Genomic DNA, 20,364 nt, shown 5'->3' with positions numbered 1-20,364 from the left:
CTTCGCTTTTTATTCACAAATTAGGATTTATTTGTTTAACTAACTGGAACTTATTCCTCTTTAGAATTGTCGATTACTTTTCCAATTCGGTCACCAAGCATAAAACCTAAAAATCCTATAATTGAACACCAAACGCTTCCAGTAAAGTAAATAGCTACTCCGGTTCCTATTGCACCTACAAGGCTCCCTATCACAGAACAGATTCCTTCTGCTTTTTTCATATACAATCTTCTCTACAAATTCAGGTTTATTATACTACTTTGACAAAAGGATAACAACATCTTTTCGCCTGCCGCCAGCATAGTACAACAAAATCGGCAAATGAGACAAACTCACTCGCTTTTTGCCAGACGGCGCCGTCCCGCGCCAGCCTTGCGGGGGCCTTCGGCGCGGGCCGCGCGGCGCGCGGCGGCCTCCTGGCTGGCCTGGGTGCGGGCCCGGGCCCTGCCCTTCTGGGCGGCGGCCCGCAGGGCGGCCACCTCGCTCTTGGTAAGCTCCCGATACTGCCCCGGCTGGAGCATGCCCAGCTTCACCGCGCCCATGGCGCTGCGGCGCAGGCGCACCACTTCCAGGCCCACCGCCTCGCACATGCGGCGGATCTGGCGGTTCTTGCCCTCCTTGATGGTCATTTCCAGCACGGTGCGGCCCGGCTCGTCCACCACCACGTTCACCACGGCGGGCTGGGTGGTGGTGCCGTCGTCCAGGGTGACGCCCTTGCTCAGGGCCACCACCTGGCCCTCGTCCGCGCGGGGGTGCACCGTGACCCGGTAGAGCTTGCTCACCCCGTGGGAGGGGTGCATCATCAGGTTGGCAAAGCCGCCGTCGTTGGTGAGCAGCAGAAGGCCCTCGCTGTCTTTATCCAGGCGCCCCACCGGGAACACCCGCACGGGGTAGTCTGCCAGCAGGTCCATCACCGTTTTGCGGCCCCGCTCGTCGCTGGTGGTGGTGACGAAGCCCCGGGGCTTGTGGAGCATCAGGTAGTGATACTCCTGCTTTTTGACCAGGCGGATGCGCTCGCCGTCGATCATCATCGTGTCGCGGTTCACGTCCATCTTGTCGCCCAGGCGGGCCGGGTGGCCGTTGATCTTGACCCGGCCTTCCAGAATGATCTGCTCGGCGGCGCGCCGGCTGCAAAGGCCCTGTTCGGCCATGACTTTCTGAATGCGTTCCAATGCCATGCGTATCGAATTCCCTTTCCTGTTTTGCTCGTGATGCACAAAGGGAGCGGCCGGACCCGGCGCGCATTTGTGCGCCGCGTTTCAGCCACCCCCGGCTTTTTTTACTCCTGCTCCTGGGACGCCTCGCCACCGGGCTCGGCGTTCTCTTTTTTGCCCAGCATGCCGCCGAGCTTATCCACCAGTTCGGGCAGCATGTTCAGCGCCCGGTCCACCGTGCTGGAGGGGTCGGCCAGCTGCACGGTGCGCACGTTGCCGTCTTTGATGATGAGGAAGGCCACCGGCGTGACCGACACGCCCGCGCCGGTGCCGCCGCCAAACAGTTCCTTGGTGGTCTTGGCGCCGAAATCGGAGCCGCCGCCCGCGAAGCCGAAGGTCACCTTGGACACCGGCAGGATGGTGGCGCCGTCCACCCGGATGGGCTCGCCGATGATGGTGTTGGAGCCTGTCATCTCCTTGATCTTTTCCAGCGTGACGCTCATCAAGCCTTCCAACTGCCGTTCTGCCATGTGGTTCTCCTTCCGGGGCGCAGGGCCCCTTTCTTTCGTTCTGGGTCAGAGGAACTTTTGTTCCTTCAGGCGGCGAAACGCCCAAATTCCCACTGATACCATTATAAACAAACAGCCGGTGATCTTGCAAGAGAAACTTGCGTTTCTCTCCTCGCCGCCGGTGTAGTCCGGCTGGACGGTGATCTGGCCGGGGCGGATGCGGATGAAGTTCTGCAAAGCGCCAAGGCCCGCGCCCACCGCGGCCCAGATGCGGCCCACCGCCAGGGCGGTGTCCGCCGCCGAGTCCTTGTGAACCGGCAGAAAGGCGTTGACGTCATGGACCGTGAGCCCCGCCAGCAGCCGGCGCACAGCGCCTCCCGCCGTGGAGACGAGGGCCAGGGTGCGGTCCAGGTCTTTGGGCAGCTTATCCGCCAGGGAGGGGCTTTGGGCCGCCGCGGCCTTCGCCTTCTTTTCCGGGGCGGGGCCGGGCGCCGGAGCCGCCTTTGAGGCAGGCTTTTCTTTTTCGGGCGGCTCGCTTTCGGGGGCCGCCTGCGGCGCGCTCCGGTCGGGCGCCGCCTCCGGGAAAGGCTTTGTCTTCGGCGCGGGCGTTTTCTCTTTTTTGCGCTTGCGCTTTTCGGGCCGGGGCTTTTCCTCTTTTTGCGGGCGGGGATAGAGCTTTATCCGCACGAACAGCACCCGCAGCCATGCCGCGAAGCCTGTTTCGTCCGCCCGCAGCTCGGCGGTGAGGGGCACGAACAGCGCCAGCGCCGCCAGCCCCAGCAGCACCGCCAGCACCCACAAAAGGATGCGGACGATCATCCACAGGGCGGCCATTTAAACTTCGGCCCCCTCCGCGGGCGGCTGGGTGTTCCCGGGCAGTTCGCCGGCGGCAGCCAGCTGCTCCAGCGGCAGTTCGTCGTCGTGCAGCGGCGGCAGCTGGGCCAGGCTTTCCAGCCCGAAGGTGCGCAGGAAGGTGTCGGTGGTGGCAAAGCTGACGGGATGGCCCGGCAGGTCCAGACGGCCCGCTTCCTCGATGAGGCCCTTTTCCAGAAGCTTTGCCACGGTGGAGGAAGAATCCACGCCGCGCACCTGCTCCACAAAGCCCCGGGAGACCGGCTGGTTGTAGGCGATGATGGCCAGCACCTCCAGCGCCGCCTGGCTCAAAGGGGTGTTGCGGCGGGTGTCCAGAATGTTCTTCACCGGCCCGGCCCAGGCGTTTTTGGTGGCCAGCTGCCATTTATCCTCCAGATGCAGCAGCTGCAGGCCGCGGGCAGGGCGGTCATACTCGTCCTGCAAGGCCCAGAGCACCCGCTCCACCGTGCCCTCGTCCATATCCAGCGCCTGGGCCAGGCGCCCGGCGCTCACCGGCTCGGCGTGGGCAAAAAGCATTGCCTCCACCGCGCCCATGCATTCTTTCAATTCCATCCGTCATTCCTCCCGGTGGGTGGTTTTGCCCCGCCGCACGGCAAGGGTCTCGTCGTCGGCGATGGTGATGCGCCCGGCGCGCACCAGTTCCAGCACGGCCAGAAAGGTGGCCACCGTCTCGCTGCGGCTGCCCGAGGGCGAGAACAGGCTGCGCAGCCTGCGCGCCCTGCCGGTGACCAGGCTGCGCAAAACATGCACCACCCGGCTTGCCACCGACACGAAGGGCGCGGTGACCAGCGGCTCGAACCGCTCGGCGCTGGGGGCGGCCTTGCGGCGGCTGCGCCCCATCAGGCCGAACCACGCCTGCCGCAAAAGGGATGCGTCGTGGCGCAGGGCATAGGTGTTGTCCAGCTCCACCTCCATGGGCGTTCGCACCGCCGTGAAGGTGGCGGCGGCCATCGCGCCCATGCGGGCGGCGATCTCTTTGCAGGCGCTGTATTCGATGAGCTGGCCGGTGAGCTCCTGCTTGAAGCGCTCGGCCTCCTCGCTGCGGGGCAGCAGCAGGAAGCTCTTCATCTGCACCAGGCGCGCCGCCATCTCGATGAACTCGCTGGCCACGTCCAGCCGGTGGTCCGTCAGGGTGTTGATGACGGCGGTGTACTGGTCGATCAGGTCCAGGATGGCGATCTCGTGCAGATCCATCTTGTTTTTGCCCACCAGATAGAGCAGAAGGTCCAGCGGGCCCTCGAACTCCTCCAGTTTAAAGGTAAGACTTTCCATTGCGTTCCTTTCTTTTGCCGCTCACACGCTGACGCCCGCCAGGGCGAACACCGCTTTGTCCACAAAGGAGGTGGCCCACATCAGGAAGTCCCACGCGGCGTTGTTCAGCAGATAGAGCGGCCCGTCCAAAAAGCCCAGGAACAACAGCAGGAACACGGCGATGAAGATATAGCGCTCATATTGCATCAGCTTGAAATAGGTGCGCTGGGGCAGGAACACCGTGACGATGCGGCTGCCGTCGAAGGGCGGCACCGGCAGCAGGTTGAACACCGCCAGCATGGTGTTGATGCTGGCCATGTATTCCAAAAACAGCAGCACAAAATTCACAGCCACGCTTGCGGGCAGAAAATAATACAATATTTTATAAAGCAGCACCGCCACGAAGGCCACCAGCAGATTGGCCGCCGGGCCCGCCGCCGCGGTGAGCGCCATGCCCGCCTTGGGGTTTTTGAAGCGGGAGGCATAGGTGGGCACGGGCTTGGCCCAGCCGATGCCGGTGAAGATCATGCACAAAGCGCCCAGCAGATCGAAGTGGGCTATGGGGTTGAGGGTGAGCCGGCCCCGGTCCCTGGCGGTGGTGTCGCCCAGCTTTGCGCTGACCAGGGCGTGGGCCGCCTCGTGCACGGGGATGGCCACCAGCATGACCAGCGCCCGCATCAGCCACACCAAAAGCATTCGTTTATCGATCAGGCCCATAGAAAAAAATCCGCCTTTCCATTCTGGTCCGCCGCGCCGCCCGGCAGGCGGCAAAACACGGCGCATTTGGATTTATTATACTTTGTTTGGCGGCGCGGCACAAGGCAGAACGCGCATTTTCCGGCCCTTCGGCCAGATATTTTTAAAAAACGCTTGCATTTTGCCTTCGGGTCTGCTATTATATTCTGGCGACTTAAATACGAGGAGGTGCAGCAAATGGCAAAGTGTGATTGTTGTGGCAAGGGCGTTTCCTTCGGCATCCAGGTGTCCCATTCCCATCGTCGTTCCAACCGGACCTGGAAGCCCAACGTGAAGCGTGTTAAGGCTATCGTAGACGGTTCCCCCAAGTACATCTACGCCTGCACCCGTTGCCTGCGCTCGGGCAAGGTCACCCGCGCTATCTGATAAACCTGCAACCCGCCGGTCTCGTTTGAGACCGGCTTTTTCTTTGCCATGAGAAAACTGCCCGAAGCGATGCGCTCCGGGCAGTTCTTTTATTTTCAGGCAAGGGCCGCTTTCAGCGCCTCGGCCTTGTTGCACTTCTCCCAGGGCAGGTCCAGGTCTTCCCTGCCCATATGGCCGTAGGCCGCGGTCTGGCGGTAGATGGGCCGGCGTAGGCCCAGTTCCCGGATGATGGCCGCCGGGCGCAGGTCGAACACCTTGCGCACCGCCGCCTCCAGCGCCTCGTCCGCCGCCTTGCCGGTGCCCTGGGTGTCCACCAGGATGCTCACCGGCTCGGCCACGCCGATGGCGTAGGCCAGCTCCACCTCGCAGCGGCGGGCAAGGCCGGCCGCCACGATGTTCTTTGCCACCCAGCGGGCGGCGTAAGCGGCGCTGCGGTCCACCTTGCTGGGGTCCTTGCCGCTGAAGGCACCGCCGCCGTGGCGGGCGTAACCGCCGTAGGTGTCCACGATGATCTTGCGGCCGGTGAGGCCGGAGTCGCCCTGAGGCCCGCCCACCACAAAACGGCCGGTGGGGTTGATGAAATACTTGGTGTTTTCGTCCAGCAGCTGCGCCGGAATGACCGGGGCGATGACCTGCTCCATCACGTCCTTGCGCAGGGTGTCCATATCCACCTCGGGGCTGTGCTGGCTGGAGATGACCACCGCGTCCACCCGCACGGGGGTGTCGCCGTCGTACTCCACGGTGACCTGGCTCTTGCCGTCCGGCCGCAGATAGGGCAAAAGGCCGCTCTTGCGCACCTCGGTGAGGCGCAGGGCCAGCTTGTGGGCCAGGCTGATGGGCAGGGGCATCAGCTCCGCGGTCTCGTCGCAGGCGTAGCCGAACATCATGCCCTGGTCGCCCGCGCCGCCCACTTCGTCGTTGGTGCCCAGGGCGATGTCCGGGCTTTGCTCGTCGATGTTGGTGAGCACGGCGCAGGTGTCGGCGTCAAAGCCGTATTTGGCGCGGGTGTAGCCGATGTCCCGGATGACCTCCCGGGCGATGGACTGGATGTCCACATAGCAGCTGGTGGTGATCTCCCCCATCACATGCACAAGGCCGGTGGAGCAGGTGGTCTCGCAGGCCACCCGCGCACCGGGGTCCTCGGCGAGGATGGCGTCCAGCACCGCGTCGCTGATCTGGTCGCAGATTTTGTCCGGATGCCCTTCGGTGACGGATTCGGAAGTGAAGAAACGTTTTGCCATTTTGGGTTGCTCTCCTTTTTTATTTAAATTGGAAAGCAACCCGTCGGAAACAAAAAACGCTCAGGGGCCGAAAAGCTCCTGAGCGTCTGAACGCTTATCTTTCGGTTTCCCGCAGGATTTGGCACCTTACAAATGCAGGTTGCCGGGCTTCACAGGGCCTGTTCCCTCCGCCACTCTTGATAAGTTGCTATTCAATTTGCAAGGGTGAGTATAACACACCCTTCCGCCCTTGTCAATGGCGGCCGTGAAGAATGGGGCTGAGAGGCTTGTAGACCAGGAAGGTGAGCAGCGACACCAGCAGGCCCTTGGCCAGGGTGAAGGGCATATTGAACACGATGAGGCAGCCCAGCAGGCTGGTCATGTTCGGGTTGATGGCCTGGTAGGCGCCGATGATGGCTTCCATACCGCCGAAAGCCGCGGCGTAGACCGGGTAGCTGAAGAAGAAGTTGACCGGCACACTGGCCACGGCCATGGCCACAGCGCCCACCAGAGCGGCGATGACCGCCATCTTGCGGGTCTTGCTGTGCTTATAGATGAGACCGGCCACACCGGTGAACACCGCGCCCATCAAGAAGTTGCATACCTCGCCGATGCCCAGGGTGGAGCCGTGGAAGATGGCGGCCAGGATGTTCTTCATCAGGCACACCACCACGCCGGAGACCGGCCCCAGGCTGAAGGCCGCCAGCAGCGCCGGCAGCTCGGAGACGTCCATCTTGACGAAGCTGGGGATGAGCATGGGCAGTGGGAAGTCCAGCATCATGAGCACACAGCCCACAGCGGACAGCATCGCGGTGACCACAAGGGCGCGCAGGCGGATAGGACGAGCTTTTGCTTTGGTTTCCATAATGATTCCCTCCCGGCCGGCAGACAAAGCCGGCCTTTCAAAAAGATATTTTTCGAAAGCCGGCAACAGTTGGAACCGGGAGATGTGCCCCGTGCAAACAAAAACGCCCTGCCGATATACAGCAGGGCGAATCAAAAGCATTGGAGCAGCTTCCGTTTCTTTCATCCGGACTTTACCGTCGGCTCCGGAATCTCACCGGATCAGCACCCGAAAGGGTGGTCGCGGGCTTTACCGCCGGTGGGGAATTTCACCCCGCCCTGAAACAGACTTTCTGCTATCATTATAGCGCGCCTTTGCCGTTTTGCAAGCGGTGCGGGCAAATTTCCCGCATCCGCTGCATATTTTTTGCTGCGGCATATCTTTGCCAAACAGGCAGGGGGCGTGGTATAATATGCTCGGGCTTTCCCCATTCCAACTGAAAAGGATGTTGCAAATGCTGGACGTCTTTACGACTTATTATGCCGAAAATCCCGGCTCGCTGGTGCAGCTGGCCATCTGTGTCGGGCTGTTTGCCGCGTGCTATCTGGTCAGCCGCGTGGTGCGCTACAAGATCGCTCCGTGGCTGATAAAAAAATCCGAAAAGCGCGCCAAAAAGGTGCTGTTCATTTTTGTGCGCGGCTTTGCCAAGCCCCTGCCGGTGCTGGTGTGGTCCATCGGCCTGTATTTCGCGCTGCTGGCACTGCCGCTGCCCCCGCAGTACAGTGCCATGCTGGACCCCTGGTTCGACAAACTGCTGAACATCAACCTCATCGCCATGCTGGCCTGGGGGTTTGTGGGCGCCAGCGACATCGGTCCGCTGATGGTGCAGCGGGTGCAGGGCGGGCTTGCCCTTGAGATGGACCCCACTGTGACCAGCTTCATCAACCGCCTGCTGAAAGGCGTGGTCATCACCTTTGCGGTGTTGATGGTGCTGGAAGAGGTGGGCGTGCCTGTGGCCAGCCTCATCGCCAGCCTCGGCGTGGTCAGCCTGACCCTGGGCCTCGCCGCAAAGGACTACGCCACCAACTTCATGGGCGGCGTGATGATCCTGTTTGAAAAGCCCTTCGCCATCGGCGATTGGATCAAGACCACCGTGGGCGAGGGTGAAGTGGAGGACATCGCCTTCCGATCCACCCGCATCCGCACGCTGGAGAACGCCCAGCTGGTGATCCCCAACAGCGTGCTGGTGAACGAGGCGCTGACCAACTACAGCCGCATCAACAAGCGGCTGGCAAAGTTCACCCTGGGCGTGACCTACAGCGCCACCCGCGCCCAGCTGGAAGCGCTGATGGAGTCCATCCGCGCCATGCTCGCCGCCCGGGAGGACGTCTGGGCAGACAGCGTGCGGGTGCAGTTCACCGGCTTCGGCGATTCCAGCCTGAACGTCCTGGTGCAGTACTACGCCAAGACCGGCGCGCTGGCGGACTTTTTGAAGATCCAGGAAGAAGTGGACCTGGACCTGATGGGCCTGATGGAGCAGGCGGGCTGCGAGTTCGCCTTCCCCAGCGTGAGCGTCTACCGCGAAAAGTGACCGCTTCCCTTCCCCGGCCGCCCGGCCGGGGATTTTTTTGCGTTTGGCAGCGAAAAATGCGGCGCGGCGCTTTTCTCCTTCGTCAACATGTGCTATAATAAGCTGAATTTCTTGTGCACATCCACAAACGTGATAAGGAGGGGCAATCCATGGCGCAGACCATTTTAGTGGTGGACTTCGGCGGGCAGTATAACCAGCTGATCGCCCGCCGCGTGCGCGAAAGCTGCGTGTATTCCGAGATCGTATCCTATAAAAAGGCCTTTGAGGCCGTGCGGGAGAAAAAGCCCGCGGGCATCATCCTCACCGGCGGGCCCAACAGCGCGTACCTGCCGGACTCCCCCACCATCGGCAGGGAACTGTTCGAGATGGGCGTCCCCGTGCTGGGCATCTGCTACGGCGCGCAGCTGATGAGCCATGTGCTGGGCGGCAAGGTGAGCCGCGCCGCCGAGCGGGAATACGGCAAGACCGAGGTGTTCGTGAACACCTCCTCCAAGCTGTTCCAGGGCGTGAGCGAGAGCACCGTCTGCTGGATGAGCCACAACGACTACATCGAAGCCCCCGCGCCGGGCTTTGCCGTCACCGCCCACACCGCCGGCTGCCCTGTGGCCGCCGCCGAGGATGCGGCCCGGGGGCTGTATCTGGTGCAGTTCCACCCGGAAGTGCTGCACACCCAGCAGGGCGCGCAGATGATCTCCAACTTCGTGCACAACGTCTGCGGCTGCGGCAACGACTGGAAGATGGACTCCTTCGTGGAAGACACCGTGGCCGCTCTGCGGGCCAAGATCGGCAGCGGCAAGGTGCTGTGCGCTCTCTCCGGCGGCGTGGATTCTTCCGTTGCCGCCGTCATGCTGGCCAAGGCGGTGGGCAAGCAGCTCACCTGCGTGTTCGTGGACCACGGCCTGCTGCGCCAGGACGAAGGCGACCAGGTGGAGTCCGTGTTCGGCCCCGAAGGCCCCTATGATCTGAACTTCATCCGCGTGAACGCCCAGCAGCGTTTCTACGACAAGCTGGCCGGGGTAGAAGAGCCGGAGAAAAAGCGCAAGATCATCGGCGAGGAGTTCATCCGCGTCTTTGAGGAAGAGGCCAAGAAGATCGGCACCGTGGACTTCCTGGTGCAGGGCACCATCTACCCCGACGTGGTGGAGAGCGGCCTTGGCGGCGAGAGCGCGGTCATTAAGAGCCACCACAACGTGGGCGGCTTGCCCGACTATGTGGACTTCAAGGAAATCGTGGAGCCCCTGCGCGACCTGTTCAAGGACGAGGTGCGTCAGGCCGGCCGCGAGCTGGGCATCCCTGAGTATCTGGTGAGCCGCCAGCCCTTCCCCGGCCCGGGCCTTGCCGTGCGCATCATCGGCGCGGTGACCCCCGAAAAGGTGAAGATCGTGCAGCAGGCGGACGCCATCTACCGCGAGGAAGTGGAGGCCGCGGGCGCCCACAAGGGCCTGGGCCAGTATTTCGCGGCGCTGACCAACATGCGCAGCGTGGGTGTGATGGGCGACGAGCGCACCTACGACTACGCCGTCGCCCTGCGGGCCGTTGCCACCGCCGACTTCATGACCGCCGAGGCGGCCCCCCTGCCCTGGGAGGTGCTGGCCAGGGCCACCAGCCGCATCGTGAACGAGGTGCCCCACGTGAACCGCGTGCTCTACGACTGCACCGGCAAGCCCCCCGCAACGGTGGAGTTCGAGTGATGCAGGAACCTCAAAAAGCCTTGATTTCAAGCCTTTTTTGAGGCCGCAAGCGCCTTTTGCAAAGTCGTATCGAGAGAAGAAAGCAAAGCCCTGTCAGGCAGTCAAGGGCGGCGCACAGCCGTTCATTTTACCATTGACTGTTCGGCGGGGTTTTGCTATGCAAAACGATGTGAAGTTAACTTCATATTTTAGTTGACAATGCTATATTTGTATGATAACATGAAGTTACCTTCATAAGAAGCGAGCTTCATGTTTATGGGAGAGAGTGCATGAAAACCAGGGTAAAGGAATTAAGAACCGCGGCGAAAATGACACAGCAGCAGTTGGCTGATCTGGTTCATGTTTCGTCAAGAACAATTATCTCGATCGAAAAGGAACAATACAGCCCGTCTCTTATGCTTGCTTACAGGTTGGCGCAGGTATTTGGTGTGACGGTTGAGGATTTATGTTGCTTAAAAGAAAACAAAGAATGGGAGGATAAGCAATATGAAGATTTATAACAAAAAGGTATTTGCTTCAGGTGTTTTCATGGTGGCATTGGGCTTGCTGAATCTGATAACAAGCATGATGCGGCAGGACTTTGATATAAATTCCATCATCCTGATAGCGGCGTTATTTGTTCTGGGATTTGGTTCAATCATGCGAAGCATATCGCAGCGGATGGCCAAAGAGGATAAGCTGGAAGAACTGGACGAAAGGAACCGCCTGATTGCGCTGAAATCCAAAAGCAAGTCTTTCCGGCTTACGCAGATCATATCGTTCGCGCTTATGCTTGCTTTGCTGATAATGGGGAAGGTTTCTGGTTACGAAGGGTTTATTGCGATGGGCGTAGGATTGGCATTTGCCTTTGCCATTTCATTGTTTGCTGAAATTTTCACTTTTATGTATTACGAATCTAAAAATTAGGAGGGAATTGTGATATGAAACAGCCGCCGAGACAAAGACCAATAAAGGATGAACGTGATGAGCAGATAGATACTCATTCAAAAAGTGAAGCATTGGATTTTATGATAGCTGCTACACAAGTTTTGACAATTATGTGTCTCATTAAAGGAAATCCGGCATGGAAGGGAAGTCTTGCACTTCTGTTTATTGGTGGAGCTGCCCGGTTATTTTATAAATACGATAAATATGAGGAAAAGCCATATATTCAGGTGGGCATTGTGTTAGGGCTGGTAGGTGTGGCGCTATTTATATGGTTTGGAATTACTGGATAGAGGGGTGCGCAATATGGAAAATAGGCAAACAATATTTATGCGCTGATATCTGCCCTGTAAATGCTTTAGAAAGCCCAGGCCCCGGAAGCCGCCGGGGCCTTTTTTTGATGAGGCCTCGGCCCATGTTATCCTGCGCTGCCTGCGGCGACGGCCCCCTTTTGCCACACGCTTTGCGGCGCAACGCGCAGTGTGTTATACGCCCTGCCGCCGTTGCCGCGGGCAGGGCGTATGTGAAAACACCCGTCCCTCGCCCTGCGCTCCGGCTTGCGGGCTTACTTCCACCAATCAGGAATCAGGTTTTTCAGCTTCGCCACCTGTTTTGTTTCATAGTCGCGCAGGACTTCTATTTCTCCCGCCGCTTTATCCAGCTGCATCATAAATTCCCGGCAGGCTCCACACGGCATGCCTGCTTTTCCATCCGGCATGACAGCGGCTATTTTTATGATTTGGCTTTCCCCGTTTGTTATCATATTTGCAATCGCATTTCTTTCCGCACACATTCCCAATGAACAAGCCGTATCAATGCAAACGCCGGTATAGATGTTCCCTTTTGCTGAAAGAATCGCGGCAGAAACACTCCCAGCCTCCATCGCTGGAGAGAGTTTTCTTTCATACTGTACCTTCCGCGCGGCAATATACAATTTATCCCACGCCCCATCGTATTGAGCAAGCGCACGTTCTTCCATCTCACGAACAAAACTCTCTTTTCCATCACAATATCCATCTATATCATAGGGAAACTCTTGTGCAAGGTCTTTTTTGATTTTTGCGTATTCGTCCCGCTCTTTTTCATGGGCACGCATATAGTCCCGGAATGCGAGGTGCCGCCCGATATTGTTCCAATCGTCCGCCTGAAAAACATGAATTTGATGGGTTCGTTCATCCCCGCCTTTGCGAAGATAACGCCTGCCTGCTATTCCAAATTCACCGAGAGATTCATAACCGATGGCGGAAAACTTTTCCGCAGCCCTGTCTACTTCCTCAAGGCTTCTAACGACTGCCATAATATCGATAACCGGTTTGGCGGGCAGGCCCGGAACAGATGTACTTCCAATATGGTAGATGGAAATGCAGTTGTCTTTCAGTATTTCGGCAATGCAGCCCCGCTCCCGCGCATAGTTTGACGGCCATTCCGGGTCATAATTTACAACGGTTACATGCTGCGGCATAATAAATCGCTCCTCTCTCAAAATCGAAATGGGCGGGAAGCCGTTTTAGGGCTTTCCCGCCTTACTTGCGATACCGCACAAATCCGCACCTGGCGCAAACAGCATTTCCTTTATCCTTTTACTATCCAATATACAATATCCCCTCCGTAAATTATCGCTCCGTTGCGTCTATTCTACCATACTTCCGAGAGCATGGAAACAGCCTGTTTTCAGCCGCTCCCCTGCCTCGCGGATACACGGGGCGGTCGGTCATTTATGCCGGCGGCGCGCCCGCCTGCCCCCTTGACCCGGGGCGGCGGGGCGTGCTATAATTCGGGGCAGAAAACAGGAAAGGAGGGCGCACGGATGTTCTGGAAATTCCCCAACGTCCAGCTGAGAAAAGGCACTGTTTTTGCCTTCAAAGGGGATAGTGCGCCCTTTTTGAAGGCCGAGACCGTTTTTTGACGCGGGTTTTGCCCGGCTTTTTAAAATTTGCGCTCTGTCTCCTTTTGCTTGCAGACCACTGTGAGGAAAGGAGATTTTTTATGTTCAAAATCAAACAGCAGCTTCGCAGGCTGTATGCCGTCACGGCCATCAGCAGCCTGCAGATCGCCGGCGCGTCCTGGGTGGCGCTGCTGGCGGCGCGGGGGTTCTCCCTGGCCGAGATCGGCTTTGCGGAGGGCGTGTTCCACTTCGTCAGCTTCTTGTTCGAAGTGCCCTCCGGGGTCATTGCCGACGCGTTCGGCCGCAAGCGTTCCATGGTGGCCAGCCAGTGCATGTTCGCGGCGGCCAGCGCTGCCATGCTGCTGTCCCGCTCGATGGCCGGCGTCTGCCTCGCCATGGCCCTGAGCGCCCTGGGCTATAACTTCGCCTCCGGCTCCCGGGAGGCGCTGGCGTATGAAAGCCTGAAGATGTGCGGCCGGGAGGAGGCTTATCAGCAGTTTGCCGTCAACGATCTGACGCTGTGGCGGGTGGGCACAGCGCTGGCCACCCTGTGCGCCGGGTTCGCCTTGTGGCTGGGCCCCCGGGCGGCCTATGGGGTGGACCTTGCCCTGGCGCTGGCGGGCCTTCTGCCGGCGCTGGCGCTGCGGGAGCCGGAACGGGAAGTTCCCACCGGCGGCGCTGTCAGCCGCATCCGCACAGCGGTGCGGGAAAGCGCCGCGTTCATCCTCCACAGCCCGAAGGCGCTGCGGCTGATGCTCTGCAACGCCGCTGTGGGGGCCGTAGCCACCATGCTGCTGTATCTGCTGCAGGCGCGGCTGCCCGCCCTGGGCCTGCCCGCCGGGTGGCTGGGGCCCGCCCTGTTCGTCCTGTCTTTGAGCGGCACGCTGGGCGCCCAGGCCGCAAGGTTTGCCGAAGGCCTTGGCTTTCGCTCACTGGCGCTTTTGTGCGCGGGCGGGGTGTTTGCCGGCGCGATGCTGGCCGCCGCCCCTTCCCTTCCCGCCGCCTTTGCCGGGGGCTTTCTGGCCGGCATGCTGGACGACTTGCTGGACGTGCGCAGCGACGTGGCGCTGAACGGGATGGTGCCTTCGGCCCAGCGGGCGACGCTGGTGTCGGTGTCTTCCCTCGCCTTCTCGCTGGTGATGCTGGCGGCGGCCCCGCTGATGGGGGCGCTTTTTGCCGCACTGTGAGGCGGGAATGGCGTTGAATATAGTCGGTTCCTGTGGTATAGTGAAAGGGAAAAGGCGGCCTGCGGGCCGAAAGGCGCACAAGGCACGGCACGGAGCATTGAATCTACAGAAAAGGAGATACAACAGTGGAGAACATCAAACGTCCCGACGACATGGCCCGTATCACAACGGCGGAACTGGCAGCGGCCTTTATTGAGGAGCAGGTGCGTGAGATCCAGGAGCAGGTGGGCGACAAAAAGGTGCTGCTGGCCCTGTCGGGCGGTGTGGACTCCTCGGTGGTGGCCGCGCTGCTCATCAAGGCGATCGGCAAGCAGCTGGTGTGCGTCCATGTGAACCACGGCCTGCTGCGCAAGGGCGAGCCGGAACAGGTGGTGGAGGTGTTCCGCAACCAGATGGATGCCAACCTGGTGTATGTGGACGCCATCGACCGTTTCTTGAACAAGCTGGAGGGTGTGGCCGAGCCCGAGCAGAAGCGGAAAATCATCGGCGCTGAGTTCATCCGCGTGTTTGAGGAGGAAGCGAGGAAGCTGGAGGGCATCGAGTTCCTGGCGCAGGGCACGATCTACCCGGACATCCTGGAAAGCGACGGCGTGAAGGCCCACCACAACGTGGGCGGTCTGCCGGAGGACCTTCAGTTCCAGCTGGTGGAGCCCCTCAAACTGCTGTTCAAGGACGAGGTGCGCGTTGTGGGCAAGGCGCTTGGCCTGCCGGACGGCATGGTTTACCGCCAGCCGTTCCCCGGCCCCGGCCTGGGCGTGCGGTGCCTGGGGGCCATCACCCGCGACCGCCTTGAGGCGGTGCGGGAGTCGGACGCCATCCTGCGGGAAGAGTTTGCCGCGGCAGGCCTGGAGGGCAAGGTGTGGCAGTACTTCACCGTCATCCCCGATTTCAAGTCGGTGGGCGTGAAGGACGGCAAGCGCTCGTTTGCGTGGCCGGTGATCCTGCGGGCGGTGAACACCCGCGACGCCATGACCGCCACCGTGGAGGACGTGCCCTTCGCCCTGCTGCAGAAGATCACCCAGCGCATCACCGCCGAGGTGCCCGGCGTGAACCGCGTCTGCTTCGACCTGACGCCGAAGCCCACCGGCACCATCGAGTGGGAATAATTTCAGGAACCCGGAAAAGCCTGATATGACTGGCTTTTTGAGGGATCAAGGCCCGACCTGGCAACGCTTTGGCAGCATTTTGTCATAGCTTGCGGTAAATGAAAAAGCAGTTACAGGTCATCAAAGTATAAAACGTGCAGAGGGGACGCTTTTAGCAGCAAGCGGCTGCAAGCGTCCCCTCTCTTTTTATTTTTTCCAACGTTTCAACTGAGAAAGGTACAAATCAAACTGTCTGCGCCTTTCCCCATTTTGCAAACCGTCAGGGTTTGGCATATGTTCAACAAGATAATCCAGCAGCGCTTCTTTTGTCTGATACGCAAATCGACCGTCTGAATAGCACCACTTGCAATAATCCTCGTTCCATTCTCCATTTGGCTCTTTGCTCATCACAGGATCTTCAAGCGGCATTCCGCAGCATTGACAGATCAGTTTTCTCGGAGAACCCAGCAGGGTATTGATCGACACTCCAAACAAGCTTGACAACAATTTTAGGGTCTCCGTGCCGGGAAGGGTTTCACCGTTTTCCCAGCGGGAAACAGCTTGCCTGGTAACAAACACTTTTTCCGCCAGTTCATTTTGGGATAGTCCGCGTTTCATCCTTAACTCATAAATAACGTTTTTTGTTTCCATGCTCATCGCCTCCTGTTACAGACAGTATATCATCTCGAACGCCGCTGATAAAGCAACTGTCTGTTGCTGGCACCGGCAGGCCGGGGAAATCGCGCGGACCGTACTGCGCCGCCCGATGATGCTGCTGGTGCGCGCGCAGAAAAACTGACCGGACGCCAAACGTGCCATCCCGGCTTTGGGATGGCTCGTTTTTTGTTCTCAGCGCAGGGGCACGACCTCGCCCGAAACGGAGAGCGGCGTGAGCACGCCGTTCTCGATGATGTAGGATTCGCCGCAGATTTCTTCCCGGCCGGAGGCGGTGTCCAGATAGATGTAGCTGCCGTCTATGATGGCGTAGAATCTTCTGCCCATGCTGTCCGGGTAGGCGATGTCCTCCATCAGGCGCAGGCCGTCCACGATGTCGGTCTTTAAAATCTGATAGTGAGGGATGAGGATGGCCTTGGTCAGGCCCAGTCCGTTGTAATACCTGGGATAGTCGGGGTCCAGGGCCTCCCCTTTCAGCTCAGGGGGCGCGTAGACCACCTCGGAGCAGTTCATGGACCCGGCGCTGACGCCCAAGATCACGCCGTCGAAGCCTTCCAGCGCATCCCGAAGCGCAATTTGCTGAAAAAATCGGTTCTGGGTGGGCACGTGGCCGCCGGCAAAAAGCAGCAGGTCCGCCTTCTGCACCAGCGCCTTTGTATCGTCCTGATTGCGGCGGTCCAGCACGGTGAAGACGCTGAACGCGAAACCTGCCGCCTCAAAGCCGGCCTTGGCCTGTTTGGCAAAGCGGTCGGTGAGGGAGGGGCTGTTGGGCGCGGAGCAGACATAGACCGCCTCGCAGGGGTTGGGCAGGGCCGCCCGCAGCCGCTCTACCAGGCCGTTTTCGGGGTTCAGCTCGTTGGAGTTCGCCTTGTTGAAGTTGCCGGTGAGAAAGCATTTCATTCCGTTTTACCTCCCGGAAGGTTTTGAATCGTTCCTTTTTTCGGCACGATGATCCCTTGCGCCGCGCGGCTTTGCGCGGTACACTGAAAATGCAAAGCCGCTTTTTGAGAGAAAGGAGCCCGTTCATGGCTGCCGGTGCGTTCCGCTGTGGGCCCGCCGCCGGGGCACGGCCAAAAAAAGCCCCGGCCCCCGCGGGGCCGCGCCGGCCTTTCCACCGGCACCATCGTGCCGGCTGACCTGCATCCATAATGCCGGCGCGCCCCTTTTCCGCTGCCGCTCTCCCCCTCTTCCCGATCCGCCCTGTACACACACGATGGACCATCGGGAGGGTCGTTATGGAAGTGAATCTGCGCAAGCTTTATCCCACGCTTTATTCCGCGGACATATTCGTGGAGGTATCCGACGAAGTGTTCGAGGCCATCCGGGCCTTCGAGCGCGCCGAGGCGGCCTGGCAGCGGCGGAAGTACCGCTATCGGGCCCAGTATTCCCTGGACCATGGGAACGGCATCGAAAACGACCTACTTTTCTGGCCCGAGACGCCGGAGGAAGCCTTTGAGGCAAAAATGATGCGGCGGGAGATCTTTGATGCGCTGCATGCCCTGCCCGCCGCGCAGAAGCTGCGGGTCTACGCCCGGTATTTTCTGGAGGAAAAGCCCCGGCAGATCGCCCGCCGGGAGGGCGTGCAGCCCAGCCGGGTCTACGCCAGCCTGCAAAGCGGCCTGCGCGCCCTGCGCAGAAAGCTGGCCCATCTGGCCCGGCGGCCTTAGGCCAATTCTACCCTATCATAACCCCGCCGGGGACGCAACGCCCTTCGACGGCGGCGGGATGGTATTTTCTTGCATTCAAAAAGGAGCCGGCGGGGTCTTCCCATCGGCTCCTTCGTGTTATTGCATGCCGTACCCGTTCAGCACCAGGCCCAGCGCTTCGGGCGAGCCCGCCGCCAGCACGGCGCCGGGCTCGTTCAGGGGCAGCGGCGCGCCGTTCAGCGAGGCGATGGCTCCCCCCGCCTCCTGCAGGATGATGCGGGCGGCGTTGTGGTCCCAGGGGCAGGAGCGGGTGGCAACGCACAGGTCCGCTTCGCCGCAGGCAACGGCGCACAGCTCCAGCGCCACCGAGCCGATGCTGCGCACGGCGCGCACATCCTGCGCCAGCCGCAGCAGGTCCTGTCTGCCGGGGCCGGGCTGCAAAAAGGTGCGCAGCACGTCGGGGGTGAAGAGCAGCAGCTCCGAAACGTTTTTCCGCCGCGCAGCCGCCAGCGGCCTTTCGCCGCACCATGCGCCCTGCCCGGCACGGGCGTGGTAGAGCCGGTCCGCCTCCACGTCCAGCACAAGGCCAAACAGCGGTTTGCTCCCCTGCCAGCATCCCACCGACACCGCATAGTTGCGGTGCTGGTTGATGAAATTGGTGGTGCCATCGATGGGGTCGACGTACCACACGGCCCCGGGCGCGGCGGTGCTCACTGCGGGGTATTCCTCGCCCACGATGGCGTCGGAGGGGAACTTGCTCAGGATGCCCCGGCGCAAAAACCGCTCCGTCTTTCGGTCCCAGACGGTGACCAGGTCCTGGTGGCCGGTCTTGCAGCGGACCGCGTCCGCCTCCAGCCGGACCTGCCGCAGCGCAGCTCCGGCCTGGCGCACCAGCGTTTCGGCCAGTTCAAACCGTTCCATACTTCACCGCCTTTTTCCAGTTTGCTTTTATATCATCAGACCACAGAGCCGGGCGGTTTGTCAAGCCCGGCTTCACCACATCACCTGGAAACGGGCGTTTTCCAGCGGGCCCACCGGGCTGTGGTCCCGGATGTAGCGGGCCACCATGTCCGGCAGCTCCACGCTGCCCCGCCAGAGCACCGGGCAGTCCCGCAATACTTCGTAGCCGCCGGTGCCGGTGGCCCGGTAGTTGCTGGTGCAAAGGCGCAGCGGCCCAGGGCCCAGCGGCGAGCCGTCCAGCCGGGCAAGGTGCACCACCCGCCGGCCCACCGGGCGGCGCAGGTCGAAGGCATAGTCCAGCCCGGCAAAGAAATCGTAGTTATAGTGTTCCACCTTGGGCTGCAAAAACGCGGCGGACACCTTGGGCCGGCCGTTTTCCAGCTCGAAGTAAGCGGCGCACCGTTCAAGACACCGGCGGATGACCTCTTCGGTGACCTCCAGCGTCACCAGCGTGTTGGCAAAGAGATAAGCGGCGGTCACGCCCCGCATGGTCACCGGCGAGGCGAGGCCCACCGGGTCGTTGCCCAGGCTGGTGCAGGAGAAGTCCGCGCCCGTGGCGTCCAGCTGCACCTGGTTGAAGAGGGCGGCCACCCGGCTGCCGTGCAAAGCGGCGTCCAGCTTTTCTTCCGGCAGGATGGGGCTTTGCAGCGTGCCGATGGGCTCGTCCAGCCAGTTCTGCACCGCTTTTTCCAGCGCCAGCAGCGCCTCGTAGGGCTGGGCGGAATGAGTCTCGCCCGCCGGGAGGAAGCGGGAGGCAAATCGGGTGCGCCCCCCTTCCCTGCGGCCTTCCACCCGCAGGCAGACCCCCGCGTTGGCGGGCGGCTGCACAGCCCAGGCGTTCGCCAGCCGCACCCCTTCCACCGCCATGTGCTGATGGCCGGTGAGCAGCAGGTCGAAGTCAAGTTCCCGGGCGATGCGGCAGGCCACGTTCTCGCCGCTGTCCGACAGCAGGCGCCCGGTGGCCAGCTCTTCCTCGAAGCCGCCGTGGTAGATGCACACGCACACATCGCACAAAGGGCGCAGCGCCTCCCGGGCGGCGCGGGCCGCCTCAAAGGCGTTGGTGACGCGCAGCTGCTCCAGATTTTGGGGCTGCTCCCACACGTTCACAAAATCGGTGACGATGCCGGTGACGCCCACCCGCAGGCCGCTGGCCAGGGTGCGCACAACCCATGGCTTGAGGGACAGACGGCCCCCCAGGTCCTGCACGTTGGCGCACAGGCACTGGCCGTGCATGGCGCCGAGGAACTCTTCCAGCGCCTCGTAGCCGAAGTTGAAGTCGTGGTTGCCCAGGGTGAAACAGTCCAGCCCCATGGCGTTGAACGCCGCCGCCACCGGATGGATGGGCCAGTGGGCCCGATGCTCCAGATAATACTGCACCAGCGGGGTGCCCTGCAGCGAGTCGCCGCCGTCCAGCACCAGGGTGTCGCCGTCCTTTTCAATCTGCGAAGCCATGTTCAGCAGGCCGGAAGCCTCGGGGCGGTTCGCGGCGTAGTTCACCGGGAAGATGTGGCCGTGGGTGTCGGAGGTGAAGTAAATTTTGAAACGCTGTTCCATTTTTACCCCCTGGCCAGCTTGACGCGGATCTTGGTGGAGATCCACTCCACGATCAGCACCAGCACGATGAGGCCGGCCAGAATGGCGCCGGCTTCCTCCCACCGATAGGCGTTCATGGCGAAGATGAGCGGAGCGCCGATGCCGCCCGCGCCCACCAGGCCCAGCACGGTGGCGTCGCGCAGGTTGATGTCAAAGCGGTAGATGGCGGTGGAGGCGAAGTTGGGCATCAGCTGGGGCAGGATGCCGTAGCGGA

General features: G+C 60.9%; 24 protein-coding genes, 1 pseudogene and 2 riboswitches. Of the genes and pseudogenes, 9 read left to right on the top strand and 16 right to left on the bottom strand.

Features of this window, described 5'->3' with window-relative positions; translation table 11 throughout:
- Positions 1 to 50: 50 nt before the first annotated feature.
- The 7 genes from ACH2AT_RS04635 to ACH2AT_RS04605 all read right to left on the bottom strand — a co-directional run bounded on the left by ACH2AT_RS04635 (position 51) and on the right by ACH2AT_RS04605 (position 4,504).
- A complete protein-coding gene (locus tag ACH2AT_RS04635) occupies positions 51 to 221 on the bottom strand; it encodes a hypothetical protein (protein ID WP_394964028.1) in 171 nt (56 codons plus the stop codon).
- A 111-nt stretch (positions 222 to 332) separates the two neighbouring features.
- Entirely contained in the window at positions 333 to 1,178 is an 846-nt protein-coding gene (locus tag ACH2AT_RS04630; protein WP_394964027.1) for a pseudouridine synthase, read from the bottom strand.
- A 101-nt stretch (positions 1,179 to 1,279) separates the two neighbouring features.
- Positions 1,280 to 1,684: a GerW family sporulation protein gene (ytfJ, locus tag ACH2AT_RS04625; protein WP_394964026.1), complete on the bottom strand. Its 405-nt coding sequence runs from the start codon at positions 1,682 to 1,684 to the stop codon at positions 1,280 to 1,282.
- Between the two features lie 45 nt (positions 1,685 to 1,729).
- On the bottom strand, positions 1,730 to 2,497 hold the full coding sequence (locus tag ACH2AT_RS04620) for a DUF2953 domain-containing protein (RefSeq protein ID WP_394964025.1): 768 nt from the start codon (positions 2,495 to 2,497) through the stop codon (positions 1,730 to 1,732).
- Entirely contained in the window at positions 2,498 to 3,088 is a 591-nt protein-coding gene (gene scpB / locus ACH2AT_RS04615; RefSeq protein ID WP_394964024.1) for an SMC-Scp complex subunit ScpB, read from the bottom strand.
- 3 nt (positions 3,089 to 3,091) lie between these two features.
- Entirely contained in the window at positions 3,092 to 3,808 is a 717-nt protein-coding gene (locus ACH2AT_RS04610) for a segregation and condensation protein A (RefSeq protein ID WP_394964023.1), read from the bottom strand.
- Between the two features lie 21 nt (positions 3,809 to 3,829).
- Positions 3,830 to 4,504: a site-2 protease family protein gene (locus tag ACH2AT_RS04605; RefSeq protein ID WP_394964022.1), complete on the bottom strand. Its 675-nt coding sequence runs from the start codon at positions 4,502 to 4,504 to the stop codon at positions 3,830 to 3,832.
- Positions 4,505 to 4,720: 216 nt separating this feature from the next.
- Here ACH2AT_RS04605 and rpmB point away from each other — a divergent pair, with 216 nt between their 5' ends.
- Entirely contained in the window at positions 4,721 to 4,909 is a 189-nt protein-coding gene (rpmB, locus tag ACH2AT_RS04600) for a 50S ribosomal protein L28 (protein WP_177521756.1), read from the top strand.
- A 95-nt stretch (positions 4,910 to 5,004) separates the two neighbouring features.
- Here the strand turns inward: rpmB and metK are convergent, their stop codons facing one another.
- Both metK and ACH2AT_RS04590 read right to left on the bottom strand, forming a co-directional pair.
- On the bottom strand, positions 5,005 to 6,150 hold the full coding sequence (gene metK / locus ACH2AT_RS04595) for a methionine adenosyltransferase (protein WP_394964021.1): 1,146 nt from the start codon (positions 6,148 to 6,150) through the stop codon (positions 5,005 to 5,007).
- A gap of 91 nt (positions 6,151 to 6,241) precedes the next feature.
- Positions 6,242 to 6,336: riboswitch (SAM riboswitch) on the bottom strand.
- Between the two features lie 46 nt (positions 6,337 to 6,382).
- A complete protein-coding gene (locus ACH2AT_RS04590; protein ID WP_394964020.1) occupies positions 6,383 to 6,994 on the bottom strand; it encodes an ECF transporter S component in 612 nt (203 codons plus the stop codon).
- A 149-nt stretch (positions 6,995 to 7,143) separates the two neighbouring features.
- Positions 7,144 to 7,263, bottom strand: a riboswitch (FMN riboswitch).
- A gap of 164 nt (positions 7,264 to 7,427) precedes the next feature.
- Between ACH2AT_RS04590 and ACH2AT_RS04585 the strand changes: the two genes are divergently transcribed.
- From ACH2AT_RS04585 to ACH2AT_RS04565, 5 genes are all read left to right on the top strand, one after another.
- Complete coding sequence (locus ACH2AT_RS04585; protein ID WP_394964019.1) at positions 7,428 to 8,504, top strand: mechanosensitive ion channel family protein; 1,077 nt, start codon at positions 7,428 to 7,430, stop codon at positions 8,502 to 8,504.
- A 149-nt stretch (positions 8,505 to 8,653) separates the two neighbouring features.
- The gene (gene guaA / locus ACH2AT_RS04580; protein WP_394964018.1) at positions 8,654 to 10,195 is read left to right on the top strand and encodes a glutamine-hydrolyzing GMP synthase; all 1,542 of its coding nucleotides are present in this window, start codon (positions 8,654 to 8,656) and stop codon (positions 10,193 to 10,195) included.
- Between the two features lie 269 nt (positions 10,196 to 10,464).
- Positions 10,465 to 10,695 (top strand): helix-turn-helix transcriptional regulator, encoded by a 231-nt coding sequence (locus ACH2AT_RS04575; protein ID WP_394964017.1) that lies wholly within the window; start codon positions 10,465 to 10,467, stop codon positions 10,693 to 10,695.
- Entirely contained in the window at positions 10,682 to 11,101 is a 420-nt protein-coding gene (locus ACH2AT_RS04570; RefSeq protein WP_394964016.1) for a hypothetical protein, read from the top strand. The genes ACH2AT_RS04575 and ACH2AT_RS04570 overlap by 14 nt, the downstream gene beginning before the upstream one ends.
- Before the next feature lie 14 nt (positions 11,102 to 11,115).
- Positions 11,116 to 11,412, top strand: a complete 297-nt coding sequence (locus tag ACH2AT_RS04565; protein ID WP_394964015.1) for a DUF6442 family protein — start codon at positions 11,116 to 11,118, stop codon at positions 11,410 to 11,412.
- 272 nt (positions 11,413 to 11,684) lie between these two features.
- Here the strand turns inward: ACH2AT_RS04565 and ACH2AT_RS04560 are convergent, their stop codons facing one another.
- Together ACH2AT_RS04560 and ACH2AT_RS04555 are read right to left on the bottom strand one after the other, a co-directional pair.
- On the bottom strand, positions 11,685 to 12,098 hold the full coding sequence (locus tag ACH2AT_RS04560; RefSeq protein ID WP_394964053.1) for a cytidine deaminase family protein: 414 nt from the start codon (positions 12,096 to 12,098) through the stop codon (positions 11,685 to 11,687).
- Positions 12,099 to 12,581: pseudogene (locus tag ACH2AT_RS04555) on the bottom strand (GrpB family protein); the annotation flags it as partial.
- 524 nt (positions 12,582 to 13,105) lie between these two features.
- On the opposite strand from ACH2AT_RS04555, the gene ACH2AT_RS04550 reads away from it, so the two are divergent.
- Both ACH2AT_RS04550 and guaA (ACH2AT_RS04545) read left to right on the top strand, forming a co-directional pair.
- Complete coding sequence (locus tag ACH2AT_RS04550; protein WP_394964014.1) at positions 13,106 to 14,191, top strand: MFS transporter; 1,086 nt, start codon at positions 13,106 to 13,108, stop codon at positions 14,189 to 14,191.
- Positions 14,192 to 14,343: 152 nt separating this feature from the next.
- On the top strand, positions 14,344 to 15,297 hold the full coding sequence (gene guaA / locus ACH2AT_RS04545) for a glutamine-hydrolyzing GMP synthase (protein ID WP_394964052.1): 954 nt from the start codon (positions 14,344 to 14,346) through the stop codon (positions 15,295 to 15,297).
- A 186-nt stretch (positions 15,298 to 15,483) separates the two neighbouring features.
- Here the strand turns inward: guaA (ACH2AT_RS04545) and ACH2AT_RS04540 are convergent, their stop codons facing one another.
- Positions 15,484 to 15,927, bottom strand: coding sequence for a zinc ribbon domain-containing protein (locus ACH2AT_RS04540; protein ID WP_394964013.1), 444 nt, complete (start codon positions 15,925 to 15,927; stop codon positions 15,484 to 15,486).
- 198 nt (positions 15,928 to 16,125) lie between these two features.
- The gene (locus ACH2AT_RS04535; protein ID WP_394964012.1) at positions 16,126 to 16,851 is read right to left on the bottom strand and encodes a Type 1 glutamine amidotransferase-like domain-containing protein; all 726 of its coding nucleotides are present in this window, start codon (positions 16,849 to 16,851) and stop codon (positions 16,126 to 16,128) included.
- 335 nt (positions 16,852 to 17,186) lie between these two features.
- On the opposite strand from ACH2AT_RS04535, the gene ACH2AT_RS04530 reads away from it, so the two are divergent.
- A complete protein-coding gene (locus tag ACH2AT_RS04530) occupies positions 17,187 to 17,618 on the top strand; it encodes a sigma-70 family RNA polymerase sigma factor (RefSeq protein WP_177521205.1) in 432 nt (143 codons plus the stop codon).
- 117 nt (positions 17,619 to 17,735) lie between these two features.
- Here the strand turns inward: ACH2AT_RS04530 and ACH2AT_RS04525 are convergent, their stop codons facing one another.
- The 3 genes from ACH2AT_RS04525 to ACH2AT_RS04515 form a co-directional block, all read right to left on the bottom strand.
- Complete coding sequence (locus tag ACH2AT_RS04525) at positions 17,736 to 18,518, bottom strand: inositol monophosphatase family protein (protein ID WP_394964011.1); 783 nt, start codon at positions 18,516 to 18,518, stop codon at positions 17,736 to 17,738.
- A 72-nt stretch (positions 18,519 to 18,590) separates the two neighbouring features.
- Complete coding sequence (locus ACH2AT_RS04520; protein ID WP_394964010.1) at positions 18,591 to 20,111, bottom strand: bifunctional metallophosphatase/5'-nucleotidase; 1,521 nt, start codon at positions 20,109 to 20,111, stop codon at positions 18,591 to 18,593.
- Between the two features lie 2 nt (positions 20,112 to 20,113).
- Positions 20,114 to 20,364: PhnE/PtxC family ABC transporter permease (locus tag ACH2AT_RS04515; RefSeq protein WP_394964009.1), on the bottom strand; the 251-nt coding region annotated here is incomplete at its 5' end.

The organism is Candidatus Allofournierella excrementigallinarum, assembly GCF_944388085.1.
GTDB lineage: Bacteria > Bacillota > Clostridia > Oscillospirales > Ruminococcaceae > Allofournierella_A > Allofournierella_A excrementigallinarum.
The sequence above is the reverse complement of the archived record's forward strand: the minus strand, read 5'-3'. Positions and strand labels throughout refer to the sequence as shown.

What these genes read in the sequence shown, in the direction of transcription:
- ACH2AT_RS04535 (WP_394964012.1), bottom strand. Translation starts at nt 16,851, where the DNA reads ATGAAATGCTTTCTCACCGGCAACTTCAACAAGGCGAACTCCAACGAG.
- ACH2AT_RS04575 (WP_394964017.1), top strand. Translation starts at nt 10,465, where the DNA reads ATGAAAACCAGGGTAAAGGAATTAAGAACCGCGGCGAAAATGACACAG.
- ACH2AT_RS04585 (WP_394964019.1), top strand. Translation starts at nt 7,428, where the DNA reads ATGCTGGACGTCTTTACGACTTATTATGCCGAAAATCCCGGCTCGCTG.
- rpmB (WP_177521756.1), top strand. Translation starts at nt 4,721, where the DNA reads ATGGCAAAGTGTGATTGTTGTGGCAAGGGCGTTTCCTTCGGCATCCAG.
- ACH2AT_RS04610 (WP_394964023.1), bottom strand. Translation starts at nt 3,808, where the DNA reads ATGGAAAGTCTTACCTTTAAACTGGAGGAGTTCGAGGGCCCGCTGGAC.
- ACH2AT_RS04620 (WP_394964025.1), bottom strand. Translation starts at nt 2,497, where the DNA reads ATGGCCGCCCTGTGGATGATCGTCCGCATCCTTTTGTGGGTGCTGGCG.
- ACH2AT_RS04525 (WP_394964011.1), bottom strand. Translation starts at nt 18,518, where the DNA reads ATGGAACGGTTTGAACTGGCCGAAACGCTGGTGCGCCAGGCCGGAGCT.
- ACH2AT_RS04550 (WP_394964014.1), top strand. Translation starts at nt 13,106, where the DNA reads ATGTTCAAAATCAAACAGCAGCTTCGCAGGCTGTATGCCGTCACGGCC.
- ACH2AT_RS04540 (WP_394964013.1), bottom strand. Translation starts at nt 15,927, where the DNA reads ATGGAAACAAAAAACGTTATTTATGAGTTAAGGATGAAACGCGGACTA.
- metK (WP_394964021.1), bottom strand. Translation starts at nt 6,150, where the DNA reads ATGGCAAAACGTTTCTTCACTTCCGAATCCGTCACCGAAGGGCATCCG.
- ytfJ (WP_394964026.1), bottom strand. Translation starts at nt 1,684, where the DNA reads ATGGCAGAACGGCAGTTGGAAGGCTTGATGAGCGTCACGCTGGAAAAG.
- guaA (WP_394964052.1), top strand. Translation starts at nt 14,344, where the DNA reads ATGGCCCGTATCACAACGGCGGAACTGGCAGCGGCCTTTATTGAGGAG.
- ACH2AT_RS04635 (WP_394964028.1), bottom strand. Translation starts at nt 221, where the DNA reads ATGAAAAAAGCAGAAGGAATCTGTTCTGTGATAGGGAGCCTTGTAGGT.
- guaA (WP_394964018.1), top strand. Translation starts at nt 8,654, where the DNA reads ATGGCGCAGACCATTTTAGTGGTGGACTTCGGCGGGCAGTATAACCAG.
- ACH2AT_RS04630 (WP_394964027.1), bottom strand. Translation starts at nt 1,178, where the DNA reads ATGGCATTGGAACGCATTCAGAAAGTCATGGCCGAACAGGGCCTTTGC.
- ACH2AT_RS04565 (WP_394964015.1), top strand. Translation starts at nt 11,116, where the DNA reads ATGAAACAGCCGCCGAGACAAAGACCAATAAAGGATGAACGTGATGAG.
- ACH2AT_RS04560 (WP_394964053.1), bottom strand. Translation starts at nt 12,098, where the DNA reads ATGGAAGAACGTGCGCTTGCTCAATACGATGGGGCGTGGGATAAATTG.
- scpB (WP_394964024.1), bottom strand. Translation starts at nt 3,088, where the DNA reads ATGGAATTGAAAGAATGCATGGGCGCGGTGGAGGCAATGCTTTTTGCC.
- ACH2AT_RS04530 (WP_177521205.1), top strand. Translation starts at nt 17,187, where the DNA reads ATGGAAGTGAATCTGCGCAAGCTTTATCCCACGCTTTATTCCGCGGAC.
- ACH2AT_RS04605 (WP_394964022.1), bottom strand. Translation starts at nt 4,504, where the DNA reads ATGGGCCTGATCGATAAACGAATGCTTTTGGTGTGGCTGATGCGGGCG.
- ACH2AT_RS04520 (WP_394964010.1), bottom strand. Translation starts at nt 20,111, where the DNA reads ATGGAACAGCGTTTCAAAATTTACTTCACCTCCGACACCCACGGCCAC.
- ACH2AT_RS04590 (WP_394964020.1), bottom strand. Translation starts at nt 6,994, where the DNA reads ATGGAAACCAAAGCAAAAGCTCGTCCTATCCGCCTGCGCGCCCTTGTG.
- ACH2AT_RS04570 (WP_394964016.1), top strand. Translation starts at nt 10,682, where the DNA reads ATGAAGATTTATAACAAAAAGGTATTTGCTTCAGGTGTTTTCATGGTG.